Source organism: Streptomyces sp. NPDC127119 (assembly GCF_042677425.1).
Classification (GTDB): Bacteria; Actinomycetota; Actinomycetes; order Streptomycetales; family Streptomycetaceae; genus Streptomyces.
Window position 1 is genome coordinate 1 of record NZ_JBHXTO010000025.1, and the last position, 24,213, is coordinate 24,213.

At 70.9% G+C, this 24,213-nt stretch carries 24 protein-coding genes and 1 tRNA gene; 13 read left to right on the forward strand and 12 right to left on the reverse strand.

The genetic code is table 11. The annotated features are described in order from the left end of the window. The first annotated feature begins 267 nt into the window (after positions 1–267). From ACFVH5_RS14265 to ACFVH5_RS14285, 5 genes are all read left to right on the forward strand, one after another. Positions 268–564 carry a hypothetical protein gene (locus tag ACFVH5_RS14265; protein WP_384802366.1) on the forward strand — a complete coding sequence of 99 codons (297 nt, stop codon included), beginning with the start codon at positions 268–270 and terminating at the stop codon, positions 562–564. 302 nt (positions 565–866) lie between these two features. Continuing rightward, positions 867–1,364: a DUF5949 family protein gene (locus tag ACFVH5_RS14270; RefSeq protein ID WP_385833898.1), complete on the forward strand. Its 498-nt coding sequence runs from the start codon at positions 867–869 to the stop codon at positions 1,362–1,364. 201 nt (positions 1,365–1,565) lie between these two features. Then, positions 1,566–2,072, forward strand: coding sequence for a hypothetical protein (locus tag ACFVH5_RS14275; protein ID WP_384802372.1), 507 nt, complete (start codon positions 1,566–1,568; stop codon positions 2,070–2,072). A 41-nt stretch (positions 2,073–2,113) separates the two neighbouring features. Next, positions 2,114–2,617: a tyrosinase family oxidase copper chaperone gene (locus ACFVH5_RS14280; RefSeq protein ID WP_385833900.1), complete on the forward strand. Its 504-nt coding sequence runs from the start codon at positions 2,114–2,116 to the stop codon at positions 2,615–2,617. Beyond that, positions 2,601–3,467, forward strand: coding sequence for a tyrosinase family protein (locus ACFVH5_RS14285; protein ID WP_385833902.1), 867 nt, complete (start codon positions 2,601–2,603; stop codon positions 3,465–3,467). The genes ACFVH5_RS14280 and ACFVH5_RS14285 overlap by 17 nt, the downstream gene beginning before the upstream one ends. Positions 3,468–3,612: 145 nt before the next feature. Here the strand turns inward: ACFVH5_RS14285 and ACFVH5_RS14290 are convergent, their stop codons facing one another. Further along, the gene (locus tag ACFVH5_RS14290; protein WP_384802381.1) at positions 3,613–3,879 is read right to left on the reverse strand and encodes a chaplin; all 267 of its coding nucleotides are present in this window, start codon (positions 3,877–3,879) and stop codon (positions 3,613–3,615) included. Between the two features lie 213 nt (positions 3,880–4,092). Next, the gene (locus tag ACFVH5_RS14295; RefSeq protein ID WP_385833903.1) at positions 4,093–5,694 is read right to left on the reverse strand and encodes a serine/threonine-protein kinase; all 1,602 of its coding nucleotides are present in this window, start codon (positions 5,692–5,694) and stop codon (positions 4,093–4,095) included. A gap of 216 nt (positions 5,695–5,910) precedes the next feature. On the opposite strand from ACFVH5_RS14295, the gene ACFVH5_RS14300 reads away from it, so the two are divergent. From ACFVH5_RS14300 to ACFVH5_RS14315, 4 genes are read left to right on the forward strand one after another with little or no spacing between them, the layout of a single operon-like run. Beyond that, positions 5,911–6,414 (forward strand): DUF4365 domain-containing protein, encoded by a 504-nt coding sequence (locus ACFVH5_RS14300; RefSeq protein WP_384802387.1) that lies wholly within the window; start codon positions 5,911–5,913, stop codon positions 6,412–6,414. A gap of 8 nt (positions 6,415–6,422) precedes the next feature. Then, positions 6,423–7,508 carry a hypothetical protein gene (locus ACFVH5_RS14305; protein ID WP_385833904.1) on the forward strand — a complete coding sequence of 362 codons (1,086 nt, stop codon included), beginning with the start codon at positions 6,423–6,425 and terminating at the stop codon, positions 7,506–7,508. A gap of 42 nt (positions 7,509–7,550) precedes the next feature. Next, entirely contained in the window at positions 7,551–8,150 is a 600-nt protein-coding gene (locus ACFVH5_RS14310) for a hypothetical protein (protein ID WP_385833906.1), read from the forward strand. Then, a complete protein-coding gene (locus ACFVH5_RS14315; protein WP_385833908.1) occupies positions 8,147–11,263 on the forward strand; it encodes an ATP-binding protein in 3,117 nt (1,038 codons plus the stop codon). Before ACFVH5_RS14310 ends, ACFVH5_RS14315 begins: the two co-directional genes overlap by 4 nt. 100 nt (positions 11,264–11,363) lie before the next feature. On the opposite strand, the gene ACFVH5_RS14320 is transcribed toward ACFVH5_RS14315, so the two are convergent. After that, positions 11,364–11,436: transfer RNA gene (locus ACFVH5_RS14320), tRNA-Arg, on the reverse strand. A gap of 310 nt (positions 11,437–11,746) precedes the next feature. Here ACFVH5_RS14320 and ACFVH5_RS14325 point away from each other — a divergent pair. The 4 genes from ACFVH5_RS14325 to ACFVH5_RS14340 all read left to right on the forward strand — a co-directional run bounded on the left by ACFVH5_RS14325 (position 11,747) and on the right by ACFVH5_RS14340 (position 17,942). After that, positions 11,747–13,354, forward strand: coding sequence for a dynamin family protein (locus tag ACFVH5_RS14325; RefSeq protein WP_385833909.1), 1,608 nt, complete (start codon positions 11,747–11,749; stop codon positions 13,352–13,354). 5 nt (positions 13,355–13,359) lie between these two features. Next, entirely contained in the window at positions 13,360–15,327 is a 1,968-nt protein-coding gene (locus ACFVH5_RS14330; RefSeq protein WP_385833911.1) for a GTPase, read from the forward strand. A gap of 316 nt (positions 15,328–15,643) precedes the next feature. Then, positions 15,644–16,210: a single-stranded DNA-binding protein gene (locus ACFVH5_RS14335; RefSeq protein ID WP_385833913.1), complete on the forward strand. Its 567-nt coding sequence runs from the start codon at positions 15,644–15,646 to the stop codon at positions 16,208–16,210. Between the two features lie 316 nt (positions 16,211–16,526). Then, positions 16,527–17,942 carry a TQXA domain-containing protein gene (locus ACFVH5_RS14340; RefSeq protein ID WP_385833914.1) on the forward strand — a complete coding sequence of 472 codons (1,416 nt, stop codon included), beginning with the start codon at positions 16,527–16,529 and terminating at the stop codon, positions 17,940–17,942. A gap of 303 nt (positions 17,943–18,245) precedes the next feature. Here the strand turns inward: ACFVH5_RS14340 and ACFVH5_RS14345 are convergent, their stop codons facing one another. The 9 genes from ACFVH5_RS14345 to ACFVH5_RS14385 form a co-directional block, all read right to left on the reverse strand. After that, positions 18,246–19,508 carry a tyrosine-type recombinase/integrase gene (locus tag ACFVH5_RS14345; protein ID WP_385833915.1) on the reverse strand — a complete coding sequence of 421 codons (1,263 nt, stop codon included), beginning with the start codon at positions 19,506–19,508 and terminating at the stop codon, positions 18,246–18,248. Beyond that, a complete protein-coding gene (locus ACFVH5_RS14350; RefSeq protein WP_356544348.1) occupies positions 19,508–19,705 on the reverse strand; it encodes a helix-turn-helix domain-containing protein in 198 nt (65 codons plus the stop codon). Before ACFVH5_RS14350 ends, ACFVH5_RS14345 begins: the two co-directional genes overlap by 1 nt. A gap of 2 nt (positions 19,706–19,707) precedes the next feature. Continuing rightward, entirely contained in the window at positions 19,708–21,081 is a 1,374-nt protein-coding gene (gene repSA / locus ACFVH5_RS14355; RefSeq protein ID WP_385833917.1) for a replication initiator protein RepSA, read from the reverse strand. Further along, a complete protein-coding gene (locus tag ACFVH5_RS14360) occupies positions 21,074–21,259 on the reverse strand; it encodes a hypothetical protein (RefSeq protein WP_385833918.1) in 186 nt (61 codons plus the stop codon). The genes repSA and ACFVH5_RS14360 overlap by 8 nt, the downstream gene beginning before the upstream one ends. Positions 21,260–21,347: 88 nt before the next feature. After that, the gene (locus tag ACFVH5_RS14365; protein ID WP_385833920.1) at positions 21,348–21,662 is read right to left on the reverse strand and encodes a SpdD-like protein; all 315 of its coding nucleotides are present in this window, start codon (positions 21,660–21,662) and stop codon (positions 21,348–21,350) included. Between the two features lie 24 nt (positions 21,663–21,686). Further along, complete coding sequence (locus tag ACFVH5_RS14370) at positions 21,687–21,842, reverse strand: hypothetical protein (RefSeq protein WP_189838082.1); 156 nt, start codon at positions 21,840–21,842, stop codon at positions 21,687–21,689. An 11-nt stretch (positions 21,843–21,853) separates the two neighbouring features. Continuing rightward, positions 21,854–22,045, reverse strand: a complete 192-nt coding sequence (locus ACFVH5_RS14375) for a mobile element transfer protein (RefSeq protein ID WP_189779709.1) — start codon at positions 22,043–22,045, stop codon at positions 21,854–21,856. A gap of 21 nt (positions 22,046–22,066) precedes the next feature. Continuing rightward, positions 22,067–22,771, reverse strand: coding sequence for a DUF2637 domain-containing protein (locus tag ACFVH5_RS14380; protein WP_385833921.1), 705 nt, complete (start codon positions 22,769–22,771; stop codon positions 22,067–22,069). Between the two features lie 84 nt (positions 22,772–22,855). Continuing rightward, positions 22,856–24,211: an FtsK/SpoIIIE domain-containing protein gene (locus ACFVH5_RS14385; protein ID WP_385833922.1), complete on the reverse strand. Its 1,356-nt coding sequence runs from the start codon at positions 24,209–24,211 to the stop codon at positions 22,856–22,858. Between the last annotated feature and the right edge of the window lie 2 nt (positions 24,212–24,213).

The window sequence follows — 24,213 nt, forward strand, 5'->3', positions numbered from 1 at the left end:
GGGCGGGCGGGCCCCCCCGCCCCGGGCCCCCCCCCCACGGCTGTTCCACCCTCTGTTTGCACAATCTTTCAGGGTTCTCATATGAGGGATCCCATTTGGTGATGAAACACAGCCTTCAATCGGGTGGGTTCCAGGAATTTTCAGCGTTCGGGGTTTCCGCCCGGACGAGGGGTCGTTGGGCAGGAAGCAGTGCGAGAGCAGGCATGCACGGTGCCTGAACAGTGAGAATTCCCTCTGGTGACGCGAGTCACCGATGAAAGGAACACGATGAAGTCCCTGAAGGCCGCCGCTGTCGTTGCCGGGTCCATGGCCATCGCTGGTGTCGCCGCGCCCGCCTTTGCCGCCGACCTCACGCCGCCCACGAGCCTCAACGGCGGCCTCAACTCGGCTCTCACCCAGCTCACCACCCAGCCGGTGGACGCCATGCCGCTGCAGTCGCAGTCGAGGGCCCTCGACACGGAGAACCAGGACTCCGCGCTCAGCACCCTCAACGACGTGACGGACGCCCTGAACTCGGCGGGCGGGCCCACGGCGCTCCTGGGCGGTCTTCCCCTCCAGAAGTGACGCGGGGCCGTACGGAACCGACAGGGGTCCGTACGGGGCCGGAAGTGACGCGGGGCCGGTTGCGCATCAGCGCGGGACCGGCCCTTCGCGTCGGGCCTCGTCCCCCGGGAGGAGCCCCGCCGCCCCGTCCCGCCGCCCCGCCCATTCGCCGCGTTCCGGCTGTTCCTTTCCGGTGTCCGGGCTGTTTCTCTCTTCCGGTCCGTTCGACGCCGTCCCTCGTTCGTGTGGAGACCTTCAAGGAAATCCCCCGGGCGGGTGAGAAAGGGGGCGGAGGCATTCCGACACGTCGATACGGTTCCGCGGTGACCTCAATCTCCAGTGAAACGCGCCCTTTCCCCGCCGCGGACCTCGGCACCCTCGTCGTCATGGCGTGGAGCGGTGAACAGCCCGACGGCGACATGCCCTATCTCCTGGCCTACTCCCTCGGTGACGGCGCGAACGGCCCCGAGGGCTCCGCGGCGGCCGTCGAGCAGCTGCTGACGGCCAACGGACTGCCCGTCGGCGACCAGGTCGTCGACGCCACCCGGCAGCCGAGCTTCCCGGTCCGCCTCCTCGTCGAGTCGGGCCAGGCCGTCGTCAGCATGACCCAGCTCAACGCCCAGTGCCCCGTGCCGCCGGAGTGGCTCGCCGCGGTCGGCGAACGCGGCTACGCCTACTTCCTGTTCACCACCCGCCCGTGGCCCGAGGCCGAGCCGGGCAAGCCCGTCGAGCCCGAGGCGCTGGCCGCCTTCGCCGGCGACGAGGAGACCCTGAAGAGCGCGGCGCACGCCCTCGTACCGGCCCGCAGCCTGCGCGCCTGACCCCGCGCACCGCGCCCGGTCACGCGACCCGGGGCCGCCGGGGCACCCCGGGGCCTCGGGAGGCTCGCGCCGCCGCCGCGGTGGGACTTATGGACGAGCTGAAGATTGCACCGACCGGGGGAATTTTGACCGGATCCCGTGTGCCGGGTCGTTACCCGTTTCGGACGCACCCTCCCGAATCCCGAAAGGCCCGTGCCTGAGATGAAGTCGACCACCCGAGGAACTCTTGCCGCCGTCGTCACCTGTGTGGCGGCCGCCGTCGCGACGCCCGCCGTCGCGGCCGACGGGGTTCCGGTCGCCGTGCCCCTGGAAGGTGTGGAGCACTCCCTGAACATGGAGATGCCCAGCATCAGCGGCACCGTGCCGCTGATCACGCCGGGCAGCCCCGACGGGCCGCGGTACGTCGAGGGCCGGCTGCTGCCGGAGCGGGCCCTCCCGCAACTGCCGGTCACCAGCGACCTGCCCTCGCTCGACCTGCGTACGCCGCTGCCGCGCGTGCTGGGCGACACCTTCGACCACCTCGCGGCCAGCACGCCCACCTCCGGGATGCGCGCCCTGACGCCCGGCGCCTCGCTGGACGCCCCGCTGACCGCGCCGCGCGCGGACATGCTCGGCCTGCCGGCCGCGAAGCTGCCCCAGGTGGCCGTGCTGACCCCGGTCCTGCAGGCGGCACCGGGCGCGACCCTGGGCCTCGCTCCGGGCCTGTAGGCAACGACAGCAGGGACAGGACGTATCCAAGGGGGCGGGGAATGCGGTTGAGAGTGGGGAACGGCACGCGGCGTGACGTCCTGAGAGGGGTGCTCGCCGCGGCCGTGGCGGCAGCAGTGGCTCCGTTCGTCGCGGCATCGGGACCGACGCGCGAGGAGCCGGCCGCGCCGGACGGCCCCGCCGGTGGGCCGTCGCGCGAACTGGCCGACTTCGAGGCGCGGTTCGCGGCCGGGTTCGACGAGATGTACGGCGGATGCCGCATCCGCGGCTGCAAGGACGGGACGGCGGACGGCGTACGTCCGGCCGGCGACGCGCGTACGGCTCCCGCCGGGGCCTGGCGGGTCACGGTGGACGACCGGCCGCTGCACCTCATGCGGCGGGCCGACGGCGGCTATCTGACGATGGTCGACCACTACCAGGCGTACCCGACACCGCTGGCCGCCGCCCGCGCCGTCGTGGACGAACTGGGCGGCACGCTGCGGTTGCGCGCGGCCGGCATGGACGCGGAACCGGGGGAGGGGCACGGGCATGGCGTACACGCGTAAGAACGTGAACGCGTTGACGCGTACGGAGAAGAGCAGGCTCGTCGGCGCGTTCCTGGAGATCAAACGCACCGGCGAGTACGACGAATTCGTCCGTATGCACATCGACCACTATGTGGCGGACGGCGAGGACGGGCTGCGCGCGGCCCATATGGCTCCCTCCTTCCTGCCCTGGCACCGGCGGTTCCTGCTGGACCTGGAGCGGGCGCTGCGCAAGGTGGACTCCGGGGTGTCCGTGCCGTACTGGGACTGGACGAAGGACCGCACCCCCGCCGCCTCGCTGTGGGGGGAGGACCTCCTCGGCGGCAACGGACGCCGGTCCGACCACCAGGTGACGACCGGTCCGTTCGCGCGCCGGCACAAGAAGTGGGTCGTCAAGGAGTCGATGACCGACGGCGACTACCTCACGCGCGACTTCGGCAGGCCCCGCGATCCGCTGGCCCTGCCCACCGCGGGCGAACTCGCCACGGCCCTCGACGATCCCGTGTACGACACGGCCCCCTGGGACTCCACCTCCGGCCGCGGTTTCCGCAACAAGCTGGAGGGGTGGGGGACCGGGCGCGGCAACGACGCCTGGCGCAACCACAACCGCGTCCACCGCTGGATCGGCGGGCACATGCTGGGCGGCGGCTCCGTCAACGACCCCGTCTTCTGGCTGCACCACTCCTTCGTGGACCTGCTCTGGACGCGCTGGCAGAAGCGGCACCAGGGCGCGCGGTATCTGCCCGAGTCGCCGCCGGAGCTCGGGGAGCGGGCGTACGGGCGGATCGTCGCGCGGCACGAGGAGATGCCGCCGTGGGGCGTGACGCCGGACCAGCTGGAGGACCACAGCCGGATCTACCGGTACGTGTGAGGCGCTCGCGCGGGCGGTGAGGCGCCCGGGGTGCGCGGGTCACGCGGAGTGCGTGGGTCGCGCGGGGTACTTGAGGCACCTGGGATACGGGGAAGCCCCCGGCGGTGGATACCGCCGGGGGCCTTCGCGTCGGTGGTGCGGCGGTTCAGCGGCCGTAACCCTCGTGGGTGTCGGAGATGTTGGCGCACTGGTTGCCGAACGCCGGGTTCAGCAGGGCGATGACGTTCACGGTGTTGCCGCAGAGGTTGACCGGGACGTGGACCGGAACCTGGACGACGTTGCCCGACGCCACGCCGGGCGAGCCGACGGCCGAGCCCGCGGCGTCCGCGTCCGCCATGGCCAGACCGGCACCACTGAGCACAACGGCACCCGTGCCGAGAGCGACGACCGCTGCCTTCGCGATGCGAGACATCACGTTTCTCCTTCGAATCGGTGAGCGCGGAAGCATGAACGCGACCGCACTGACCCTTCAACGCGAGGACTCACAGCGGGTAACGGCACCCAAGCTGACATCATTCACCAAGATGTGTCATACCGGGTCATAGATCATATGAGCTGGTCGGTTTGGCGGGGTCTACGCGCGCGTGCCGTACACGGGCGTGTGCCGTTCACAGGCGTGTGTCGTTCATGGGCGGGTGCAGAAGCCCGTCGGGTCGGCGGCCGGGGGGCGGCACTGGAGCTTGTAGTCGTCCGCGCTCGTGCTCACGTACCGGCCGACGCAGGTGGTCGGCGAGGTCCGTCCGCGTTCCTGGCAGAAGGCCAGCGCGTCGCGGCCGTCGGTGAAGGGGCCCGGCGCGTAGACGACCCAGTAGCCCGGGCGAAGGGACGCGTAGTCGTCGCTGCGGAGGTAGACGGCCTCGGGGACGGACTTCCGCACGGCGTCGAGCCGCCGGTCCCGGGCGGCGGTGCCGGAACCGACCGGTTCGGAGAAGAGCTGGGCGATCCACCGGCCTCCGGAGGCGGGGGAGGACTGCTCGGCCGAGGGCTTCGGCGTGGGTGTCGGGGTCGACGACCGCTTCGAGGACGGCTTCGAGGACGGCGAGGGCGTGGAGTTCGACGAGGACGACGTGGTGGCGGGGTTGCCGACGCCCTTGGCGCCGTCCTCCTTGCCGTCGCCGCCGCCCCGGTCGCCCAGGGTGAGTACGAGAGCGGTCGTGGCCGTCGCGAGGGCGACCACGACGACGGCGACGGTGGCGACGAGCGACGCACGCCCTCCGCGCCCGGACGGCCGGTCGGCCCCGACGCGCGTCGGCTCCTCACCCGGTGCGGGGGCAGGTGGGCCCGGTGCCCCGGCGGCTGCTCCGGAGTGCGGCGGGCCGCCGGGGCCAGCCTGCGCGGACGGGGCGCCCGGGGCGGGGGCCGGGGTCCCTGTGGGGCCGGGCGGCAGCGGAGCGGTCGTCGTCGGCAGGGCCCAGTCCGGCGTCGTACCCGACTCGGCCTGCGCCAGCATCGCGTCCAGCCGTACCGCGTCGGGGCGGCCCGCCGGATCCCGTACGAGCAGGGCCTGGAGCACGGGTGCCAGCGGGCCGGAGCGCACCGGCGGGGGCAGGGCCTCGTCGAGCACGGCGGCCAGGGTGGCCAGGGTCGTCCCGCGGCGCAGCGGACTGACGCCCTCGACGCACACGTACAGGACGAGCCCCAGGGACCACAGGTCGGACGCCGGGTCGTCGTCGTTGCCGCGGATCCGCTCGGGGGCGATGTACTCGGGTGAGCCGATGAGTTCGCCGGTCGCCGTCAGGGCGGTGGAGCCCTGGAGCGCCGCGATGCCGAAGTCGGTGAGGACCGCGGAGCCGTCGGCGCGCAGCAGGATGTTGGCGGGTTTGACGTCCCGGTGCTGGACCCCGGCCGCGTCGGCGGCGCGCAGGGCACCGAGCACCTGGCGGCCCAGCCGGGCGGCCTCCGTGGGCGACAACGGGCCCTCGGCGAGCCGTTCCTGGAGCGAGACGCCCTCGACCAGTTCCATCACGAGCCAGGGGTGCGGGTCGTCGTTCACGATGTGATGGATCATCACCACGTTCGGGTGGCTGACCCGGGCCAGCGCCCGCGCCTCCCGCAGCACCCGCGCGCGGACGGCCTCGGAGGCCGCCGCGTCGTGCCGTACGGCCTTCAGCGCGACATCCCGGTGCAGCATGCTGTCCCGCGCGCGCCACACCGTGCCCATTCCGCCACTGCCGAGCCGCGCGACCAGCTCGAACCGACCGTCGATCATGTCCCCCGGAGCGTTCATGGCGGACAGATTAGTGCGGGCTGTGAGCGGGGCCGACGGGGTGGGCGGGGAGTGGGGGCGCGGGGCCCTCCATCGCAGCAGGGATGAACAGCCGCATGCCGGCCATCGATTCGCAGGCCTGTCGGAAGGTCCGTCACGGGGCCCTGACAGCCGTCGGCGCGTCCCGTAATATTCCGACTACCGTGTGCCACAGCCGGGGGACATTGGGGGGCTTTCGTGCTCGATGCGAAGCAGCATCAGGGCAAGTTCGGCGAAGACTACGTCCGTGTGCTGGCCTCTGCGGCAGGGCTGCTCGTCGTGGAAGGCGATCTGGACGTGGACGGGGTCGATCTCGGGTTCCGCGCCACCGGCCGCTACGGACGGACGATGTCACCCACTGTCGAGGCCCAGATCAAGACATGGTCGAAGCCGTCCGTGTCGTCCGGCCACCTGAACTTCCGCGGGCTCAACGAACGGCAGTTCAACAAGCTCGCCGGTCCCGACTTCACCGTGCCGCGGTTCCTGTTCGTCATCTGCGTCCCCGCCGACAACCAGGCGTACGCGGCCATGAGCACCGACGGTGTGATGCTCCGTCACCTCGGCTACTTCGTCTCGCTCCGCGCCGAGGAGCCGATCAAGGACCCCGACCGTGACCGAAGGCGTCCGGTCAGAGTCCCGACAGCGAACGTGCTCACCGCCGCCTCACTGCGCCGGCTCACCGAGACGCAGTCCGACTGGTAGGGGAAGCGATGACGATTCCGCTGAAGGTCGACGACATCGCCAGCTATCTGGCGGACACGGGCTGGGAGCGGGATCCACAAGGCTGGCGCGGAGCGAGTGTGTGGCAACACCCGGGCGACTACGAGGTGCTGGTACCCGCTCGCGACGGGATGGGCGACAGCGACCGCCGATTACGGGAGATCCTGCGCTGTCTGTGCGCGCTGGAGGACCGGCCGGCGGGCGACATCGCCCTGGAGATCGCACGACCGCAGTTGGACAAGCAGTCCTTCCGCACGTTCCCCACCGGCCACGACCCCGGCTACACCTCGCTGCTCATGGGTGCGCAGACGGTGCTGGGCGTCCGCAACGCCCTGGCGGCGGCGGCGCGCACCGTCGTGCAGGGTCCGCACTTCGCCTTCGCCGGCCGGCAACCGGGCGTGGTGGGCGACCTTCTGCGCGCAGCCGAACTCGGCCCCTCCCGCGCCGGGAGCTACGTCATCGAGATCCGGGTGGCCGCGGACGCGACGGCCCGAACCCCGAGCGGGGAGCAGGTCACCGGTCGGGGCGTGCTGGTCCAGATGCTCGAAGCGGTGAGCGCGGCCCAGGCAGCCGTGGCGGCGGACGCGCCCGCGGCCTTCGACGAGACCGTCACGGCCGGCGTCTCCGCGGATCTGTGCAAGGCGCTCAGTGAGCTCTCCGGCCACGACCGGAGAGAGCCCTTCGAGATCGGCTTCCGGTGGGCGCGCTCGCAGCCACTCGATGTGCCGTCACACGTCGTCGCGTTCCCGGAGACCTCGGGATCGCTTCTGTACGCCGCGTCCCAGCGGCTCAGCGGTCTCAACGCCACCGGTGCCGCGACGGTCTCCGGCGTGGTCGAGGGGCTGTATGACGACTCCTCCGGCAACGACCGGTGGCGGATCAAGGTCCGCGGTGAGCTGCGCACCGAGCACACCGAACTGGTGCGGAGGGCCGTCTGGGTGCGGCTCCCGGACCAGGCCTCGTACGACCGTGCGATCACCGCGCATCGGGAACGGCAGGTGATCACCGTCATGGGCGAGTTGTCCAGCATGACCGGCCGGGTGGAACTGGTGCCCAGGCGGGGGTTCGACATCTGACCGGATTCCGGCTCATCGAGGAGGGGTACTGTGCCGACGGAGTTGACTGTACGGGATCATGCATCGCTGTTCGCCCTGATGGTGGTCGCACGGCCGGTGACCAACCGTGAACTGCGCGAACTCGCCGGCCTGGAGATCACCGCGGTGGTGCGACGGCGGGTGAACCAGGATGCCGAGCGGATCGTGACCAGGAAGCGCGGTGCGGTCAACACGCACCAGCTCACGCCTGCGGGCCGGACCTGGTGCGAGTCCGCCCTGGTGGTCGGACGCCCGGACGGAGCGAAGTTTCCGGCCGGGGTGCTCTACGCGGTGCTGGGCAACGTCGGACAGTACCTGGCCCGCTCCGGCACCAAGTTCGGCGAGTTCTTCCAGCCCGACGTCGAGGACTGGATCCGCGCGGTCTACACGGAACTCACCGGCCGCCGGAAACCGGGCAGCTGGGTCAGACTGTCGGCGCTGCGCCCATGGCTTGAGAGCTTGCCGCGAGGGGCCGTCGACGCCGAACTCGACCGGATGATCGAGCAGGACGACGTACAGCTGATGGGCGAGTTCAACCGGCGCACGCTCAGCGACGAGGACCGCAGAGCCGCCGTCGACATCGGCGGCGAACCCCGCCACCTGCTGCGGATCGGACCGGCGTGAACGGGGAACTCGCCGCCCTGGAAACGCTGTACATCAGCACCGCGCTGACCCAGGAGGAGATCTGGACACCGGTGACCTCCTACCACGTCGACGGCCTTCATCCCGAGGTGTTCCGGCGGCTGGGGAGGGCGATGGGCGCCGTCGAACGCGCCCACTCGCCGGTGGCGACCGTGGTGCGTGGCGAGACCGGCTCCGGCAAGACGCATCTGCTCGGCTGGACCCGCCACGAGATCCGGGAGCGCGGCGGCTCCTTCTTCTACATCAGGCTCGTCTCCGGCCGGAACTTCTGGGAGAGCACCACCGGCAGTCTCGTCGACAGTCTCTATCGGAAGGACGAGGGTGGCCAGGAACAACTGACTCGCCTGCTCGACGAGCTTTCGCGCCGGGCTCGCCTCGACACGGACACCCGTACCGCCGTCATTGGCCAGGGCGAGGTGACGCGCGCCCATGTCGACGCGTTCGTCCGGGGGATCCGGACCATCGACCGACAGGTGGGCAACGAGGCCGCGGACACGGCCCGCGCGCTGGCGCTCCTGGCCTCCGACGGCGATCCTGTGGAGATCGGCAGGGCCTACTTCGCGCTCAACGACGACGACGGGGACAAGCGCGCCGCCTGGGGGATGTCGCCGGGCGGGCGACCGGCCCAACTCGTCCTCCGCGATCTGACGCGACTGTTCGCCCTGGTCGGACCGCTGGTGTTCGCCTTCGACCAGCTCGACCCCCTGGTGTCCGCCGCGGAGACGTCGTCGCTGACGTCGCCCGCCTCCGGCGAGGGCCGGGCCGCGAAGCGGCTGAGCGGTGAGATCGCCACCGGCCTGATGGAACTGCGGGAGGAAGCCCGCCGGACCCTGCTGGTCGTGGCGTGCCACGAGGACACCTGGGAGCAGATCTCCCGGGAGGCGGTCCGGTCCGCCCTGGACCGGTTCGAGGTTCTGCCGACGCTCGGCGCGATCCCCGACGAGGCCACCGCCGCCGCCATCGTCAGCAGCCGCTTCCGGCCCTCCTACGAGTCGCTGGGGTTCACTCCGAGGTATGCCACCTGGCCGGTCACCCCGGAGGCGCTGACCGAAGCCCCGCACCGCTACACCGCACGGCGGCTGCTCATCCGGGTCCAGAAGCACATCGAGGCGTGTCTGCAGACCCGCACGGCGGCCGAACTGACGTCCCTGGCGGGCGCGGAGCCCACGGCAGCCGCACCGCCCGCACCGGCGAGGGCCGTCAACCTGAGCACCCTGACGGAGACCTTCGACAAGCTCCGTGCCGACGCGGACGACCTCGGGCCGCTCGAACACGCGACCGAGGACGGGCGGATGCCCGCTCTGCTGGACGCGGGGCTGCGGAGTCTGCTCAGGGAACTGGGTGCCGACGAGACGCGGTTCTCCATCGAGACCGACTTCGGCCGCAAGGCGGCGTTGCACGCCCGGTTGCGCTATGTCATGGACGAGGCCAGCGAGAACGAATTCCACTGGTCCTTCCGGGCGATCGCCGCCAACAACGCCATCGCCGCCCAGAACCGGATCCGCAACGCGGCCGTCGAGGCCGGCCTGACGGCCGAACTGGCGAGCCGCCGGCTGATCCTGCTGCGGAACACGCCGTACCCGAGCGGCCCCAAAACCAAGGACATCAAGGACGACTTCGAGGCGCGGGGCGGGGTGTCGTTACCGATCGGCGCCGCCGACCTCCGGACCCTGGCCGCCCTCCGGGCCATGCTCGACGACCGTACGTCGGGCCTGGACGCATGGCTGCGACAGGAGCACCCCGCTTCCCGCATCGAGGTCTTCGCGCCGGTGCTGGGCGACCTGCGGCAGCATCTCGGCATCGCGACCACGGAAGCCGGCTCCAGGGTGGCGGCGGATGCGGCGGGCACACCGCAGGACGCCGAGCCCGCCCGTACCGAAATCGTCGTCGGAACCACCGTCCGGGGCGGCCGTTCGTTCGCGGTGCCCATGGAAGGGCTCCGGATGCACACCGCGGTGGTGGGCGCGGCGGGATCGGGCAAGACCGTCCTGATCAAGCGGCTTGTGGAGCAGTGCGCCCTGCGCGGCGTCTCGGTGATCGTGCTGGATCCGAACGACGACCTCGCACGGCTCGGCGACCCCTGGTCGCGCCCGCCGAAGGGGTGGACGGACGACCACGAGCGCGAGGCCCGACGCTATTTCGCGGATGTCGAAGTGGTGGTGTGGACACCGGGTCTGAACCGAGGACGTCCGATCTCCTTCCACCCGCTTCCCGACTTCGGTCCCGTCCTCGACGACGAGGACGACTTCCCCCGCCTGGTCAGGTCGACCGTGACCTCACTCGCCCCACATGCCGGTGTACGCGGCAGCAGTGCGCGCGCGACCCAGCAGCTGGGGGTCCTCAAACGTGCCCTCGAACGGTACGCGCGCGACGGCGGCAAGACCCTGGCCGGCTTCGTCGAACTGCTCGCCGAGCCCCCGGGCGACATCGTGAACAGCAGGACCGGTCGCTTCGCGGTTCAGATGGCGGACACGCTGGAAGCCGCGATGGAGACCGACCCGCTGTTCGGGGAGTCCGGCGCACCCGCCGATCCCGGCATGCTCCTGATCCCGTCGACGGGAAAGGCCGCCCGTATCTCGGTGATCAGCTTCACCGGCCTGTCCGGCGACGGACCGGCCCAATTCGTCAGCCGCCTCCAGGCGACCCTGTTCTCCTGGTTCAGGGCACATCCGGTCGGCGACCGTGCCCTGGGCGGGCTGCTGGTGATGGACGAGGCGCAGAACTTCGTGCCCTCCGGTGCGTCGAATCCGAGCAGGGACAGCACGGTCGAACTCATCCGCCAGATACGCAAGTACGGTCTCGGGATGGTCCTCGCCTCACAGCTCCCCAGGGGGATCCACAACCAGGCGCTGGGCAACACCGTGAACCAGTTCATCGGCCGACTCACAGGGCCCGCCCACATCGAGGCGGCCAGGACCATGGCTCAGGCGCGGAACGCGGTCCTCGACAACCTCGCCGGTCTCAAGGCCGGCCAGTTCAACGCCGCAGGCGAGGGGACCGGATTCAGCAAGATCGAGGTGCCGATCTGCCTCAGTCACCACGATGTGCCGCTCACGGAGGACGAGATCGTCGAGCGAGCCCGCCGGGGTACCTGAGCGGTCGTGCGGCGGTGAGCGCGTCCGGGGCCGTGCCGGGATCCTGGCGTGTCGCCCGATACGGGCTACCTGGCCTGCGAGAACGCAGTGTGTAGCGGTGCGCCCCCGGCAGGACTCGAACCTGCGGCCAAGCGCTTAGAAGGCGCCTGCTCTATCCACTGAGCTACGGGGGCCGGGTGTGGTGGCCTGTGGTGCTGGTGCCCGGGTATGGGCGGGCTGTGACCTTGCCGGGGACAAGGATAGAGCTCCTGGGTCCCTGCGCCTCGCGCTTCCCCTCCGTGGCTCGATGTGGAGGTTCAGTGAAGCGGTCCTGATAATCGCAGGCAGGTACGAATCGTGCATCGCTTTTGGCGCCTCACGCCCCGGGTGTTGTGCACTCGTTATGCCTGCGCCCCAGTCGTCCCTTAGGCCCCGTGTGTCCAATCGGCGCGCAGACATGCCCATATGCTTTAGAAAGCCTGCAAAATTGGGCATTCTTCGCATGTGGTGACCTTGGACGTACGGCCCCAGCTGCTCGACGCACTCTCCGCCCTGCGCGACCGTGTCGCCGCCGCACGCTTCCCGCTGCCCCTGGCGGGGGCTCCACGCGCGCGTGCGAACCGCGACGAACTGCTCGCGCAACTCGACGACTATCTCGTGCCCCGGTTGAGAGAACCCGAAGCACCCCTGCTCGCCGTGATCGGAGGATCGACCGGGGCGGGCAAGTCGACGCTGGTCAACTCCCTTGTGGGACGGCGGGTCAGCGAGGCCGGGGTGCTCCGGCCCACGACGCGTACTCCGGTGCTCGTGTGCCACCCCGAGGACCATCACTGGTTCAGCGGGATGCGCGTACTGCCCGACCTCACGCGCGTGTGGATGCCCCAACAGGACATCGACGACGATCCGCTGCTGCCCGGCGAGGAGGACATGCGCGTCCTGCGCATCGAGACCGCCGACACCCTTCCCCGGGGGCTCGCGCTCCTCGACGCGCCCGACATCGACTCCCTGGTGGCCAGCAACCGGGTGCTCGCCGCCGAGCTCATGTGCGCGGCGGACATCTGGGTGATGGTCACCACGGCGGCACGGTACGCCGACGCGGTGCCGTGGCATCTGCTGCGTACCGCGAAGGACCATGACGCCACCCTCGTCACCGTGCTCGACCGGGTGCCCCACCAGGTGGTGTCCGAGGTCTCGCGGCAGTTCGGCGCGCTCCTCGCCAAGGCGGGGCTGGGCGACGTGCCCCGTTTCACGGTGCCCGAGCTGCCCGAGTCGGCCTGGGGCGGGGGACTGCTTCCGGCCACCGCCGTGGCGCCCCTGCGCGCCTGGCTGGCCCAGCAGGCCCAGGACCCGGGCGCCCGGCACCGGACCATGGCACGTACCGCGTACGGGGCGCTCGACTCGCTCAAGTCACGGATGCCCGAACTGGCCTCCGCCGCCGCGGCCCAGTACGCCGCCGCGCTGCGGCTCACCGCGGCCGTCGACGGGGCGTACGACAGCGAGTACACCCGTCTGCGGGGCTGGCTGCAGGCCGGGGCGGTCCTCGCCGGGGGCGCGCTCAAACGGTGGCGCAGCTACCCGCTGGACTCCAGCGCCGGTGAACTGCTGGACGCGCTCGTCGAGAGCCTGGCCGCACTCCTGCTGTGCGCCGTCACCGCGGCCGACGAGCGCATCGACGAGGCGTGGCGGCGCGAACCCGCCGCGGGCGCCCCGGGGCTGACGGACCGCGATCCCACGCTGGAGAGCGCCGAGCACCGTATCGGAATGGCGGCCCGGCGCTGGCGCCGCGTCCTGGAGGAGTACGCCGAGGACGAGGTACGTGCCCTGGAGAAGAGCGTCGCGCCGGATCCCGAGGCGGTGGCCGCGCTGGTCGCCACCGCGCTCCTGGGCGGCCGGCGGGCGCGTTCCGCGGGCGAGGGGCTCGCCGAGCGGATCGGCGCGCACGGGGCGCTGCGGCTGCGTGACAAGGGCGGCCGGCTGCTCACCGACTACCTCGACAAGGCGCTGCACGACGAACGGGAGCGGCGGCTCGCCCCGCTCGACGCACTCGACGTACACCCCGAACCCCAGGCCGAACTCATCGCCGCGCTGTCGGTACTGCAGAAGGAGAGGTGACCGCGGTGACCGCCGTCACGGACCACACGGATCACGCCGACCAGCCGGGGGACGACGACGCCCGCAAGAAGGGCCCCGGCGGGGAAATCGTGCGCAAGGAGAGGTCCGGCAGGGAAGCCGGGCACAAAGAGAGGGGTGATTCCGGGCGGGACGCTCGGGACGCACGGGACGCTCGGGAGACTACGGGGGTGGGCTCCGGGGCGGGTTCCCGTTCCGACACCGGCTCCGGCTCCGGAGGCGCGGACGTCGCGGGCTCCGCGGACGCGCTGGGCGGCTGGGACGACGGGCTGATCGCGCGGCGCGTGTCCGCCACGGCCGAGGGACACGCCAGGCCCGTACAGGAGACCGTCGTGGACAACAGGCCGCCCGTGGTGGCCCCCCTCGCGTACGACGGGCCGTTGCGGTCCCGTCTCGACGCGCTGCGCGAACTGGTGGGGCTCTCCAGGACGCGGCTGGACAGCCGGACCCTCGCCGAGGCGGGGCAGGTCCTGGACGAGGCCGCGGCGCGGCGCAGGCTCTCGGGGCAGCACACCGTGGTCGCCATCGCGGGAGCCACCGGGAGCGGCAAGTCGCAGCTCTTCAACGCGCTCGCCGGAGTGGCCATCTCGGAGACCGGGGTACGCAGGCCGACCACCGCCGCCCCCATCGCGTGCAGCTGGAGCGACGGCGCGGCCGGGCTCATCGACCGGCTCGGCATCCCGGGGCGGTTGCGCCGCCGGCCGCTGCAGAGCGCCGAGGCCGAGGCGCAGTTGCGCGGGCTCGTCCTGGTGGACCTGCCCGACCACGACTCGGCGGCCGTCCAGCACCGGGAGCACGTGGACCGGATCCTCGGGCTCGTGGACGCCGTCATCTGGGTCGTCGACCCGGAGAAGTACGCCGACGCGGTACTCCATGAGCGTTATCTGCGGCCGATGGCGGGCCACGCGGAAGTCACCTTCGTGGTCCTCAATCAGGTCGACCGGCTGCCCGGGGACGCCGCCGACCAGGTCCTCGACGACCTGCGGCGGCTGCTCGACGAGGACGGGATCGCGCTCGGCGAGTACGGCGAGCCGGGCGCGACCGTCCTCGCCCTGTCCGCGCTCACCGGGGACGGCATCGGGGAACTGCGCGAGGTGCTCGGGCACTTCGTGGCCGAACGGGGCGCCGCGGCCCGCCGGATCTCCGCCGACGTGGACGCGGCCGCGGTGCACCTGTGGCCCGTCTACGCCAACCGGCGGCAGGCGGGGCTCAGCGAGGAGGCACGCGACGAGTTCGCCGATCGGCTCGCCGACGCGGTCGGCGCCACGGCGGCGGGCGAGGCCGCCGAGCGCGCCTGGCGCCGCAACGCCAACCGCGCGTGCGGCACGCCCTGGCTGCGCCTTTGGCGCTGGTACGAGGACCGGCGCGAGCCCGCGACGGGACGGCTGTCCGTACGGTCGTACGACGACGAGGAGGCCACGGCGCGCCAGCGCGTCGAGCAGGCGGTGCGCACGGTGGCCGAGCAGGCGACCGACGGACTGCCCGCGCCCTGGGCACAGGCGGTCCGTGAGGCGGCCGTACGGGGGTCGCAGGGGCTGTGCGAGGCCCTGGACGAACTGGCGGTACGGGCCGGGACACCGGTCGGCAGGCCGCCGCGGCCGGGCTGGTGGCCGGCCGCCGTACTCGCGCAGGCGGCCATGACCGTCCTTCAGGTCGTCGGTGGGCTGTGGCTGTTGGCCCAGGTCATCGGCTTCATGTCGCCGAACCTCGGGGTGCCCGTGCTGCTGATGGTCATCGGCATCGTGGGCGGCCCGGGCGTCGAGTGGGCCTGCAGACTCGCGGCGAACGGGCCCGCGCGGCGGTACGGGTCCGAGGCGGAACGGAAATTGCGGGAGGCGGCGTCGGGATGCGGCCGGGCCCGGGTTCTCGATCCGGTGGCGGCGGAGTTGCTGCGGTACCGGGAGGTGCGGGAGCAGTTTCTGCGGGTCTCGGGGGTCACCGTGTCGGCGGGGTGAGGTGAGAGGGGGGGAGGGGGAGGGAAGCGAGAGGGGGAGGGAGGCGAGAGGGTGCGGGCGGAGACTCTCGTTCGGGTGGCGGAGTTGTCCACAACCGGGGGACGGCCCACAGGGCTCAGCGGGTTCGGACGGACCGAGGCAGTCTGAGGTCTCGGCGGACACGACGTGATCGTGACGTGATCGCGAGGCGGTCATGGCGCGGTGATGAGGCGCTCATGGGGAGGTCGACGCATGAGCACCGGGTCGCGTCCGCCGGGACGGACGGACGCAGCCGTACGGGACGAGCCCGTGCGCGTGGGCAGGGAGGGCTTCCGCGATGAACGAGACGATGGTGTGCGTGGTGGGGAACGTGGCGACACAGCCGGTGTTCCGGGAGACGGCGGCAGGTCCGTCGGCGAGGTTCCGGCTGGCGGTCACGCAGCGGTTCTGGGACCGGGAGAAGAGCGCGTGGCGGGACGGGCACACCAACTTCTTCACGGTGTGGGCCAACCGGGCGCTGGCGGCGAACGTGCAGGCGTCCGTGTCGCTCGGGGAGCCGCTGATGGTGCGAGGCAGGCTGAAGGTCCGCTCCGAGCAGCGCGACGGGCAGTCGTGGACGGGCGCGGACATCGAGGCCTCGGCGATCGGGCACGATCTGGCGCGCGGTACCGCGGCGTTCCGGCGATCGCTCAGGGGAGACCAGGCGCCGGAGCAGGTGCCCGGCCAGTCGTCGGGCGGGGCGGCCCGACCGGAGCCGAACTGGGAGACGGAGCCGGCCGATCGGGCTGATCCGGCCGAGCAGACCGATGGGGTCGAGCCGACTGATGCGGCCGAGTCGGCCGACGGGGCCGAGCCGACCGGGCGGAAAGGTCTGCGGCGGCAGGAACCGGCGTTGGCGGGATGACTGACGTGGTGACCGACTGCGGTGACTGACTGCAGTGACTGACCGCGGTGACTCTGCGTGTTGAAATCTCGGCCTGACCGAAGTGCGGCTTATCGGCGAATGTGTTGCGAACGGTCCCAGTGGATTTGTCGATAAGCGAGGCCCTCAATCGGCCCTGGCGATAACGATTCCGATTCGGATCACTGATCGGATGACATGACCGGGGAGGGAGCTGCGCCCCGTCCTTAGGATGCCGGGCATAGCTCTCGGGGCTGCTGATTCCGCTGGTGGGACCGTAACCCTCCAGTTCAACGGGTCCCGCTCGAAAGGGAATTCTGTGCTTTCTTCGTTCTCTGCGCCGTCCGTGCACGGGCGAGGTGCCGCTGCCGCCCGCCTGGCCGCGGTAATGCTCGTGTCCGGCCTCGTCGCCGTGAGCGCCGTGACCGCGGCCGGTGCGGCCGTCGCGGACGAAGTCCCTCTGAGTCAGGGCGGTGCGACGGCCACGATAGGCGGCCTGAAGACGTCCGGGCCCGCGGTCATCCACGAGGAGGGCGGGGACAAGCAGGTCTCCGCCGGGCTCTTCGAGATGTCCGTGGACAACGGCGGCACGCTGCAGACCTACTGCGTCGACATCTACAGCCCGACGCAGAAGGACGCCAAGTACCAGGAGACCCCCTGGAGCGGCACGTCGCTGAACGGGAACCCCGACGCGGGCCGGATCCGCTGGATCCTGCAGAACTCCTACCCGCAGGTCAACGACCTCGCCGCGCTGGCCGAGAAGGCGGGCGCGAAGGGTCTCACGCAGCAGGACGCGGCGGTCGGCACGCAGGTGGCGATCTGGCGGTACTCGGACGGCGCCGACGTGGACGCCGTGGACCCGCAGGCGGAGAAGCTCGCCGACTATCTGCAGCGCAGCGCACGTGACCTGGCGGAGCCCGCCCCGTCCCTGGAACTGGATCCGCCTGCGGTATCCGGTCGCCCGGGCGAACTGCTCGGCCCGGTCACCGTGCGCACCAACGCGGCCGGGGTGACGGTGACGCCGCTCGCCGACGCCACGAGCGGAGTGAAGGTCGTCGGCCGGGACGGCAAGGAGATCACGTCCGCGACCGACGGCAGCGAGCTGTTCTTCGACGTGGCCGAGGACGCCCCGGACGGTTCGGCCGCGCTGACGGTGCAGGCCTCGACCACCGTGCCGGTCGGGCGGGCCTTCGCCTCCGAGACGAGGAGCCAGACCCAGATCCTGGCCGGCTCCAGCGAGTCGACGGTCTCCGCGGCGGCGACCGCGAACTGGGCCGGCGCCGGGGCGATACCCGCGCTGTCGGCCGAGAAGAACTGCGCGGAGGGCGGCCTCGACGTCACGGCGGTGAACGAGGGCGACGAGCCGTTCACCTTCGAGCTGCTGGGCACCGAGCACACCGTCGAGGCGGGCGCGTCACAGACCGTGACGGTTCCGCTGCAGGAGGACCAGGCGTACGACTTCACGGTCGAGGGGCCCGGCGGCTACGAGAAGCGGTTCCAGGGCGTCCTCGACTGCAAGACGCAGAGCGGCGCCGCAGCCGAGGAGACCGTCCGGACACTGAACGAGCCGAGCCCCGCCACGGTGGGCGGCACGGCCGCCACGACCACGGACCTCGCCGAGACCGGCACGTCGAGCGCGACCCCGGTGATAGCCGGAATCGCCATCGGCCTGGTCCTGATCGGCGGCGCCACGATCCTCTTCATCCGCAAGAAGAAGACACCCACGCAGGACTGAAGGCCGGGGAGGAGTTGAACTGGGGCGCCCGGTACCAGGGCGCTCGGGTTCCAGCTTCGTGAGCGCCGCGAAAACGGCCCCCGGAACGAGAAGTCGCACCTTGACAAGTCAACAGTGAGTCACCGGACATAAACTCATTGTTGCGCCGACTGCTCAAGGCCGACCGCGGTGTCCCAGCTCAGCGGCCTCCGCCATACGCGTTTCCCCCGAGGGGTGGCGGTACGGCAAGATGGGGTGTTACTTGCCGCAGGAGGGCATGAAACAGCCCCTCACCAGCAGGTTTCCTGCCGATAAGGGGTCGTGTCAGGCGGCTTGGGCCGTCCCTGGGCCGTCATGAGCGTGACCGGCGGCCCGGTACATCGCGGAGATGGCTTTCCGGGTCCGCGTCTCGCTGGACGGCATGAGGTGCGTGTAGACGCGAAGCGTGAATCCCGGGTCGCTGTGACCGAGGTAGAGGCTCAGCGCTTTGATGTTCTCCCCAGCGTCCAAGAGCACCGAAGCGTAGAAGTGCCGTAGAGCGTGCATGCCGTGTTCGCGTGCCGCTGCGTACCGCTGCCCCTTCTCGGGGACGGGGATGATGCCGGCTGATGCCAAAGCGGGCTTCCAGGACTGGTCATTGAAGGCTTGGCTCCAGATGGCCGCACCGCTGCCGCTCGTGAAGACGAGCCGACGCGTGACCTTGGGGCCGGTGGGAGTCAGCCAGGGCAAGGTCACCTCCACGGGCGGGAAGCGTTTCATGTGCTCCTGCAGTCCGGCCGATACCTCGGGATCGAGCGGAACGTCCCGGACCTTGCCGCGCTTGGGCGGGGCGAAAACGAGCGTGCCACGGACCTTCTTCACCTGCTGACGCACGTACAGCCAGCCGAGATCTCCGATGTTGTCGTCGGCCAGACCGAAGATCTCCCCTTGACGCAGCCCGCATCCGGCGCCGGGGTCGACCATGGCTTGGTAGCGGTCTGGGAGACCAGCCCGAACACCGAATATCTGCTCAGCGGACCACGGATGCACTCGTGTCGGCACAGGACGGGGCGCCTTGACCGATCGCGCCCGGCAGGGATTCGAGGCCAGGAGACGGTCATCCACGGCCGCGTTCAGCACGGAAGAGACCGCGTCGAAGATGAGACGTCGGTACTGCGCGGACGTCACGGCGTCTTCGAGCTGGCGGTTCCAGTCGCGGATGTGCTCCGGCTGGAACGACCCGATGGGGCGAGTACCGAGGTACGGCAGTGCGTGAAGCCGTAGCCGTCCCTCCACGGCCGCGCGGCTAGTGAGATCGGTCGTGAGGGCGCCGAGCCAGCGTTCCGTGTACTCGCGGAAGGTGACGCGGCCCGCCTTCGGGTCGATGTACTGCCCGCGAGCCATGTCCGCTTCGATGTTGGTCAGCCAGGTGTCGGCCAAGCGCTTCTGTTTGTCGGGGAAGCTCTTGGACTTCTCGGTGCCGTCCGGGCCTATGTAGCGGGCCCGGTACCGCAGACCCATGCCGTGGCGTTCCGTCTGAACCTTGCGTGTCTTGCCGTCCGAGCCGATCTCGACTCGGAACCAGCGGTCTTGGATGTGCCCAGCCATCAGGCCGCCTCCCCGAGTTGCGAGTCGACCCAAGCCCGTACGTCGGTCGGGTCGAAGCGCAGGTGCCGGCCGACCCGGAAGCCACGAGGCCCGGTCCGCTTGCGCCGCCACTGGTAGACCGTCTCGATGCTGGGCAGCTCGAACATCTCCACCAGGTCGTCAGGAGTGAGGAAGCGGTTCGGCAGCTCCGAGACCATGGTCACCACCCCTCCTCTACGGCGAGCGTGCGTAGCGCCTCACGGGCGGTTTCACGGTTGAGTTGCAGGTCCCGGGCGATGGTGGCGGCGAGTGCGGATTCGCCGGGGGTGTGGCCGTGCCCGGCGTACTGCCAGTCGGCCAGGACGAGGACGGTGTCCGGCTCGATGTCGTCCAAGCCGAGGGATTGGCGTTCCTGGGCGGCGCGGAAGTCGGCGCGGGCCTGCCGGAGCTCCCCGAGGGTGGTCGAGTAGCGGCGGGACTTGGAGGAGAAGTGGCCGCGGAAGCCGAGCATGTGAGCCCAGGCCCAGAGCCGCCGGTCCGGATACAGCGGGTCGAGTCGCTTGCACGCTTCGATCAGGCTGCGGGTGTGGTCGGGAACGCCGTGGCGGTCGAGTTCGGAGAGTTCGCCGATGCGGCGATCGATGGAGCCGGTGTTCTCGGCGGCCTTGGTGGCGTACTTGGCAACGTACGAGGCCACGGCTTGTTCCGTGATGTCGGAGCCGTCGCCGAACGCCTTCACGGGCCGCACGTCGAGCTGAGTGCCCCACTGGAAGGTGCGGGCGGGCTCGTCCTCGATGGCAGGCACAGAGACAGAGGTGTACGAGTGCGCGGCGGCGGACTTGATGGCATTTGAGAGCAGGTCAGCCGATGCCCAGAACGGGGGCGGGGTGTCGGGCCCGTCCGGACCATCGATGCGGATTACGGCGTGGAAGTGCAGGGCGCCGCGCTTCTGGAACTCGGCGACCTTTCCGTACGAGAGCCGAGCGACCTCCTTGAGCTCGCGTTGGGTGAGGCCGGCGCGGACAGCGATCTCGCGGCGCAGTCGGTTGGTGAAGCGCTGCCACAGCTGTCCGGCGTAGTTGTTGAACAGGACGGCGCCCGCGTAGTCGTACGTCTTCGGATCGAGTGCCGTGCCGAGCACGGGGGCGTCCGACGGGTGGCGGGTGCCGCAGCGGCAGGTGCCCCGGTCGGGACGGTTGTGGACCGGTCCGAAGGACGGAGCGGTGAGGGTGGCGAAGACGCGGGGGTGGTCGCGAACGGTGGCGGGGATGTCTCGGCGGTCGTCCCCGGCCAGGCCCGCGCGGATGAGGTGGTAGGTGTCTCCGGCGTACGTCCAGGCGCAGGAGGGGCAGCGGGAGGCGCGGCGGTTTCCGCAGGCGACGCGCAGACGTCCGCCGGGCTCGTTCTCGGTGGAGTAGCGGTGCAAGCTCTCGCCGGTCGTCTTGTCCTTGGCGAGGGTCCAGCCGGTGAGGTGGATCGGGTCGGCGCAGCCGCCGGTACGGCGAATCTGCTCCTGCCAGCGGTCGAAGTCGTCGGCCGAAGCCACCCTCAGCAGGTCGCCGAGGGTGATCGGGTTGAGGAGGACGTCAGGCACGGGCGCCCTCCCCTGCGGTCGAGCGGCGGCAGGTACCGGTGCCGTGGCAGGCCGGGCAGTTGGCGGTGATGATCCGCAGGTGGCCGTGCCGGTCACGTCCGCCGAGGGTGATGGCGACGGAAGCATGACCGTTGCAGTTCGAGCAGATGTGAGCCTGCGGGTGGCTGTGCGGGGGCATGCTGGGGGTTCCTTCCGGTTGCGAGATCGGAGAGGGGCACGGCTCCCGGGCGGCGGAGACTTGGCGGTTGAGGCCGCCCGGGAGTAGGTCAGCGGTGCTTCGCCTCGCTCGTGATGAGCGAGCGGATGACCAAGGCGCAGATGGCGACGGACGCACCAGTGATGGCGACCGCCAGGAGCATCGAGACGAGTACGGCGCCGACGACCAGGACGACGGCCGTGCCGCTTCCGACGAGGGCGACGACGACGCCAGGGGTGAGCTGAACAGTCGGCTGAGTCGGAGCAACAGGTACGGGCGCGGGGGCTGGCGGGGTGTGCTGGATGATGGCCGTCGGCTCGATGACGACGGGCGGGGTGATGAAGCCGGTGGGCTGCGGCATGGCTGGGATCTTCGGGCGGAACATCAGCGGATCTCCCTTCGGGGCGGGTTACTTGACGGCGGTGTCGATGACCGGGGCGAGGAGGCTGTCCGCGATGAGGTAGCCGCCGAGGAGCAGCACCAGGACCAGCCAGAACGGCGGGCGGATGAGCTTGACGCCGAGGTAGCCGACGGCGGCAAGGGCGAGCCAGAGCGGGACGTCCACGGGGCGGGCTCCTATCGAGCGGTGCAGCGGTGGGTACGGGCGGCGAGCTGGGCGGCGGTTGCGCTGCCGTAGTCGGCGGACCAGCCGCACCGGTCGTTCGTGCACACAGCGGCGTGTTTGGTCTGGCCATTGCGGTCGCGGTGGGTGCCGATCTGCACGGGCCCGATCCGCATCACGGAGTGGAAGTGGTCGCGAGCAGGCATGTCGGTGGCGCTCCCTTCTGATCAGGCGAGTTGGGCGGCGATGGCGTGGGCGAGCTGGGGTGGAACGCCGAGGCGTGCGCGCAGGGTGTCGAGGTCGATCCGGGTGCCGGTGCGGGCGTGGTGGTCGGCGGCGACTTTCCGGGCGTGGTCGACCAACGCGGCCGGAACCGGCGGGGCCGCGGTGACGGGCAGAGCCGGGGCAGGTTCCGGAGCTGGGACCGGACCAGCGGCCGAGAGCGCGGGAATTTCCTCGGACTCGGGCACCGCGGCTGGCACGGATCCCGGCTCAGGCGAGGCGACTGGTTCGGGGCAGGTCTCGGACTCCGGTGCAGTGGCCGGCGCTTCGGGCGCCGCCGGGTGGTCGTTGGCGGAGTGGGCCAGGAGCGTGCCGCCCATGAAGGCCAGGGCGGGCCAGGCCGCGACGAGGATGCTCAGCCAGGCCGGGACCCGGTCCAGGTCGAGGAGCCCGGCGGTGGCGATGTTGGCGCCGAGCGAGGCGACCAAGGCGATGACGAACCAGCACCAGGCCAGCCGGGATGGCCCGTCGGAGCGCAGTCGTCGCCAGGCGGCGACCAGGAGCAGGTCAACGCTGATCGGGTAGGCCCAGGCTTTCCAGCCGCTCTGTCCGGCAGCGGCGGCCAGGTCGTGCAGGTGGGCGAAGGAGAGTGCCCCGGCAATGACGGCTTGGACGAGTACGGCGTCGACTCGGAGGGCGGGGCGGGCCATCACGGCTCCTTCCGGCAATGAGGCATGGAGGGGGTAGGGACCTGGCGCGAGGGACGGTCGCGCCGACCGGGAGTGCAGAGAGGATCAAGCGGTGGCGGAGGCCGTCTTGGACAGCGGCACTCGGGCCGAGGGCAGCGGAGCGACCACGGGCCGGAAGGGCTCCAGGGCGGGCAGGTCCGGGGTCCGGTCGGCGTGCTTGTTGCAGATGTTCACGGCTTGGCGCAGCGAGGTGTGCGGGGCGCGGATGCGGGCCCAGCCGCCGGAGGAGTCGCCGGTGACGGCGATGCCGGGGGTTTCGGTGGGGATCTGGATGGCGGCGAGGACGGCATCCGGGGCGATGTCGCCGAAGGCCATGTTCGCGGAGGATTCGTCGTTGACGCGGTGCGCGGTGCGGCCGGTGAGCTGGGCACGGAGCATGGTGATGCCCTTGCCGAGTTCGGAACCGAAGCGCTGCCCGCAGATCTCCAGATAGATCCCGGAGGCACGGCCGAGCTGGGCGAGCCGGACCAGAGCGGTGACGATGCGATCCCGGCGCTTCTCCTGATCCTTGGTAGCGAACAGGGCGAGTTCGGCGACTTCGTCAACCAGGACGACGACCGGGACCGGGCGCATGTCGGCGGGCAGGTCCCAGATGTCTGCGGCGATCTGTGCGTCCGGAACGTTGACGCTGATGCGTTGCTGAGCGCGGATGAGTTGGTAGACGTCCTCCATGTGCGTCACGAGTGCTTCGAGAAGTTCGAGGGCGGTATCCGGGTTGTCGGCGAGCGCGGAGAAACGCCGGGCCAGCGGGAAGAGTTCGACGCCCTGCTTGCAGTCGATGCCGACCAAGGCGACGTCCTGCGCGGCGAGTCCGGCAACAAGGTTGCGCTGATACACGGACTTCCCCGACTCGGTGGCGCCGAGCGTTAGCCCGTGCGGCACGGCCCGGTAGTCGCGGTAGTGGACCGAGCCGTCCTCACGTAACGCGACCGGCACCCGCATCGGCCGGGGATCGGCGACGGCCGGCATCTGTACTCGCTTGAGCACGTCGTAGCCGGTCATGCGTACCTCCACCACGCCGGAGCGCAGTTCACGGGAGGTCACGCCGTACATGCCGAAGGAGTGGCGGAGCCGGTCCGACGCGGCCGAGACGTCGAAGGCGTCCTGACCCGGGCGAAGCTTGAGGCGCAGTACCAGGCCCGTACGGGTGGGCCGGACCCGCAGGATGCGCGGGACACGAGACTCGGGCACCGGTCGGTTGGTGATCCGGGCCAGGGCCAGGCGCCACCGGGAGGGCGGCACCGTCAGCCCGCAGGCGTCCATCACCGAGACGTAGCGGACCAGGACCCGCAGGACGGCGAACGTGACGCCGAAGACGAGCCAGTACCAGGCGGGGCGTCGCCACCGCAGGAGACCCGCAGTGGCGACGACCAGCATCAGGACGATCAGGAAGGCAGTCATGA

Excerpts from the sequence above, each read along its gene's own strand:
- ACFVH5_RS14345 (WP_385833915.1), bottom strand. The coding sequence starts at position 19,508 with ATGGCTGGGCACATCCAAGACCGCTGGTTCCGAGTCGAGATCGGCTCG.
- ACFVH5_RS14365 (WP_385833920.1), bottom strand. The coding sequence starts at position 21,662 with ATGTTCCGCCCGAAGATCCCAGCCATGCCGCAGCCCACCGGCTTCATC.
- ACFVH5_RS14280 (WP_385833900.1), top strand. The coding sequence starts at position 2,114 with ATGCGGTTGAGAGTGGGGAACGGCACGCGGCGTGACGTCCTGAGAGGG.
- ACFVH5_RS14305 (WP_385833904.1), top strand. The coding sequence starts at position 6,423 with ATGACGATTCCGCTGAAGGTCGACGACATCGCCAGCTATCTGGCGGAC.
- ACFVH5_RS14265 (WP_384802366.1), top strand. The coding sequence starts at position 268 with ATGAAGTCCCTGAAGGCCGCCGCTGTCGTTGCCGGGTCCATGGCCATC.
- ACFVH5_RS14275 (WP_384802372.1), top strand. The coding sequence starts at position 1,566 with ATGAAGTCGACCACCCGAGGAACTCTTGCCGCCGTCGTCACCTGTGTG.
- ACFVH5_RS14295 (WP_385833903.1), bottom strand. The coding sequence starts at position 5,694 with ATGAACGCTCCGGGGGACATGATCGACGGTCGGTTCGAGCTGGTCGCG.
- ACFVH5_RS14375 (WP_189779709.1), bottom strand. The coding sequence starts at position 22,045 with ATGCCTGCTCGCGACCACTTCCACTCCGTGATGCGGATCGGGCCCGTG.
- ACFVH5_RS14335 (WP_385833913.1), top strand. The coding sequence starts at position 15,644 with ATGAACGAGACGATGGTGTGCGTGGTGGGGAACGTGGCGACACAGCCG.
- ACFVH5_RS14380 (WP_385833921.1), bottom strand. The coding sequence starts at position 22,771 with ATGGCCCGCCCCGCCCTCCGAGTCGACGCCGTACTCGTCCAAGCCGTC.
- ACFVH5_RS14290 (WP_384802381.1), bottom strand. The coding sequence starts at position 3,879 with ATGTCTCGCATCGCGAAGGCAGCGGTCGTCGCTCTCGGCACGGGTGCC.
- ACFVH5_RS14360 (WP_385833918.1), bottom strand. The coding sequence starts at position 21,259 with ATGCCCCCGCACAGCCACCCGCAGGCTCACATCTGCTCGAACTGCAAC.
- ACFVH5_RS14285 (WP_385833902.1), top strand. The coding sequence starts at position 2,601 with ATGGCGTACACGCGTAAGAACGTGAACGCGTTGACGCGTACGGAGAAG.
- ACFVH5_RS14385 (WP_385833922.1), bottom strand. The coding sequence starts at position 24,211 with ATGACTGCCTTCCTGATCGTCCTGATGCTGGTCGTCGCCACTGCGGGT.
- ACFVH5_RS14350 (WP_356544348.1), bottom strand. The coding sequence starts at position 19,705 with ATGGTCTCGGAGCTGCCGAACCGCTTCCTCACTCCTGACGACCTGGTG.